Raw genomic sequence first — 4,612 nt, forward strand, 5'->3', positions numbered from 1 at the left:
AACTTTTATTGATAGAACAAACCTGTTTTTTGTTGTGTAAATATATTAAAAATGGTATAATCGAGCTGTGATAGCTGTGATAGCTGTGATAGCTGTGATAGCTGTGATAGCTGTGATAGCTGTGATAGCTGTGATAGCTGTGATGTTATTTGCTAATAGCGGTCATCATAGTAATTTTTATAGCTTACCTCTTTTTTAGGAGTTGAAGTTATAAAGGTTGCTTTTTCTATATTATGTTGCCTTTAGGAGGACAAATGGAACACAAATCGAATTCATATAAAGTAAATCGACAGCAACGTGAAAAAGTTTTGCGCTTTTCTATTCGTAAATACAGTTTCGGTGCCGCTTCAGTTGCTGTTGCAGCGCTGATGTTTTTGGGTGCGCGCGTTGCTAGTGCGGATAGTGTAGTTGAAAACACTCCAAAATCTACTGCGGGTGTAGTAAGTCCTAAAGATGAGGCCAAGTCGCCTCAAGGTCTTGCGGAACCTACTGGAAACAAAGTAGATGAAGTAAATAAATCTTTGGGAAATCAAGCGCCTACAGTTGATAAAACTAAGTTGAGAAAAGTAGTTGAAGAATTAAATTCTCTTCTTTCAACTAAATTAAACCTTGACGAGTCAGTAGTATCGTCTGTTAAAGACAGACTTCAAAAAGGGAAAGAAGCCCTAGAAAATTCTGAGCTAGCTCAAAAGGATATTGATGAGCTTGCAGAACTCTTGTCTAAAGATGTGACAGTGGTATCAGCTGCCAAGGAATCAACTGAGGTTCAACTAGATAAAACTGAGAAGCAGGCTGAAAAACCAGCGAGCCAACCTTCTTCTGAAGTAAGTGCAAGCGAAGAGAGTCAAACTGTTTCAGCTAAAAAAGATGCTTTGAAAGTATCTGCAGATCAATTGCAGGCAGCTGTTTTGGAATTGCCTGAGCATGAGACTAGCAAAGAAGTTCTTGAAAAAGCCAATGAACTATTGGGCTTGGCTCAAGGTGTTCTTGAAAATACAACAGTTTCTCTGAACGAAGTTGAAGATATGACAAAACGTGTGAAGAGAATGTTTAACTCTGTTAAAAACGCTACAACACGTTTGACTTCAGGTGCTCGTGATTTACGTAATGGTCAGAGTATTCCTCGAGGAACACAGTTTAGAGCTTATACACCAATTAGTTCTTCGGGGGCATTGAAGAACGTTAAATATTTTGCTTCTTTGGATCCGAGGGTTGACGGACAAAAGACAAGAAATGATGATCCTGAATTTACAGAAAATAAGACGGTAATTAAATCATCTTATGAACAAGATAGTTCAGGTAAATGGATGGTCTATGATATTTTCTTCAATAATGATGGAAAATCTATAGTAGATCAAGCTTATGGTCAGCATTATTATTTCCAACCTCCGTTCAATATTATGGATGGTTCTAATACAGTAAAGAACTTAACTATTACTCGTTATCGTAATGTTGGTGGAAGAAGGCTTTCTGATGGAGGAAGAGGATTTGAAAAGGTTGGAGATACAGTTACAATTTCAGACCCTTGGAATCAGAAGCCTCACATCTTTGCAGGTGATAGAAGATCTTTGTATGATCCAAACTCAGGAGTAAGTCGTGCCAATCAACAACCGCAAGTGTTTAAAAATAATGCATTCAATCCTTTTTTAGATAAGGTTGTAAGAAAAACAGATGGAAGTTATACTGGTGGGGTCAGTTATACTCTTGGACTGGAAGTAGGTAAGGTAGATGCACCGTATGCGATTCATATGACCGCCAGAGTAAAATTGAAAGATAATGTGACAGAAACAGAAGCTGCTAATGGTAATGTGTATGCAGCCTCTGTGAACGCTGCGCCAAATGGAAAGCGATCATATGTTGTAGGTTCGATAGGAACAAGTTTAGCACCAAGAGATACGACACCGCCAACTATTACTGCAAATGGAGCAACAGTTACAAAAAATGAAAAAATTGTAGATATTCCAGTAACAGCTGAAGACAATAAAGGCGGAGTTGGAATGCGTCCAAATAATCCAATTGAAGTAACTGGATTACCAAAAGGATTAACATTTACGAATGGTAAAATTACTGGAACACCAACAGGCCCTGTAGGAAGTAGTACAGTAACTATTAAAGCCTATGATAAAAATGGAAACAAAGCTGAAAAAACAATTACCATTACAGTAAAAGATCAAGCGTCTAAGTACAATCCGACAGGAGACACGTTAACAGTTAATCAAGGGCAAACGATTACTGATGATGCAGTGAAAGCAAAAGTGAAGAACTATGCACCTGGATCACTTACTGTTGTAAGTAAACCATCAACAGCTAAGCCAGGAAACGTAGGGAATGCGGTAGTGAAAGTAACATACCCAGATGGATCGTCTGAAAATGTAAATGTACCAGTAACAGTACTAGAAGCACCAGATAACCAACCACCTACATTAGCAATTTCACCAGCTAACCAAACAGTAGTAGAAGGTGAAAAAGTAACATTTACAGTAACAGCAAAAGATAATAAAGTTGTTACTATCGATGGTAAAGATTTCACTACAAAATATGGTAATAGACTTCTGTCTGGTAAAGCAACAAATACTAATGTAAAAATTACTGATTCTGAAAAAGTAACTACAATTACTATTACAACAACTGCAGAAGATGTTGGTAAAACAAATACGATTACTTTTAATGCTAGTGACAATGCCGGTAACAAAGCTAAGCCAGTAACTTTCACATTCAATGTAACACCACGTGACACTCAAAAACCAGAAGCAACGTTAAATGGTGTTCGTTTGACAGAAAATGCCAATACACCTATATTTACTGTGTACCGAGGAGCGACATTTAATCCAGAACTAAAAGTATGGGATAATTCTGGTGTGATTTCTAAAGTAGAAGTTAAGGGAGGACTTCCAAAAGGGGTAACTGCTTCTACATTTACAGCACAAACAGGTAAAACTGAAAAAACTCCATATGCAACGCGTTTATCTTCAGGTACTGTATTGAATACTGAAACTTTAGGAGAACATGAAGCAACTCTACATGTTGAAGGAAGTAGTGCTACTGATAGTCGTGATTTGAAATTCAAATATCGTGTAGTGGATATTGAAACAAGAAATCTAGAAAACGGTATCGCAAAAGTACCAGTAGCTTCAACATTGAATGTAGCCAATAGTGGTAAAAACATTGATGCTCATAGATATCTTAAAGTTGTAGATAGTGAAGATAAAGCAGATCGTGGAAATAATTATTTACCAAGTGGTATGACCTGGACATGGAAACAAGGTGATAAATTAGATCCAGGAACAACACTAGATAACTCAGGGAAATATACTCGAAACGCAACAGCAGTATTCCCAGATACTAGCAAAAATTCTATTACGGATGTAAATAGTACAACTAGAACAACATTTGCACCTGCAGAAATCAAGCGTCAAGTAGTGTTGGCAGTAACACCAACAGTACCTAGTATAGTAGGTAATGAGAATGGTAGTGTAACAATAACACCACCAACACGCCCTAATAGTACTAATCCTCAGGATATTGATACAATTACCCTTACTTATGTACCAACAGGTAAGACTACACCAGAAACTGTAATAGTTACAAAATCAGGAAATACTTGGACAGCAACCGTAAATGGTAAAACAACGGATAAAGTATCAGTAACACCTGCAGGAGTTGTAACAATTTCTGATGCTGAAGTTGCAGATAAAACAGAAGTAACTGCAAAAGTTTCTAAGAGAATTGATAATAATCTTACTCTTGAGAGTCCTGTAGCTAGAGGGACAGCAAATGGACCTTTGGCAGCTGAGGTTACACCACCAGCACCAGTTACGGAAAAAGCACCAATTACACCAGTAACAGTAGTAACACCAAACAAACCAGGCTCAACAATCACTACAGAAACACCAGTCAATGGTTTAACAGTAGATGGCGATGGTAACTTAACTGGAACACCAACTGTTACAGACTGGGGTAAAGATGAAGAAGAACGTAAGATCATCATCCCAGTTAAAGTGAAGAAGGGCAACGAAGAAGTTGTTGTAAATGTACCAGTTACAATTCAACGCGATACAGATGGAGACGGTATTCCAGATGTGACCGATCCAGATGATGACAACGATGGAATTCCAGACAAGGATGAAGAGAACAATGGAACAGATCCTAAGACACCAACAACTCAAACTCCTACAATCGAAATTACTCAACAACCAAATGGAAATGCGATTGTAACGCCTAAGAAACCAGATGGAACAACATATCCACCAGGAACTAAGGTAGAAATCCCAGGTGAAGATAAAGATGGAAATCCAATTACGATTACAGTGACAATTGGCGACAATGGTTCAGGTGAAGTACCAAATGACAAACTTCCTAAGAAAGCTGTCCCAGGTACAGGAACAGTAACCGAACCTAATAAGAATCCATCGAAACCAGTAGATGTAACAACACCAGCCCGTAAGACACCAACATTAGAAGTTGAACAAGATCCTAAGACAGGTGATGTAACAGTAACACCGAAGAAACCAGATGGCTCAACATACCCACCAGGAACTAAGGTAGAAATCCCAGGTAAAGATGGAAATCCAATCACTGTTACAATCGGTGAAGACGGTAAGGGTAAAGTACC

1 protein-coding gene is annotated in these 4,612 nt (G+C 38.2%); it reads left to right on the forward strand.

Annotated features, from left to right (window positions below):
• Positions 1-254: 254 nt before the first annotated feature.
• A partial coding sequence (locus O3599_RS09710; protein ID WP_371512730.1) for a Rib/alpha-like domain-containing protein occupies positions 255-4,612 on the forward strand: 4,358 nt, incomplete at its 3' end.

It is taken from the genome of Streptococcus sp. 27098_8_103 (genome assembly GCF_041432345.1).
In the GTDB taxonomy this organism is placed as follows: Bacteria; Bacillota; Bacilli; order Lactobacillales; family Streptococcaceae; genus Streptococcus; species Streptococcus mitis_BV.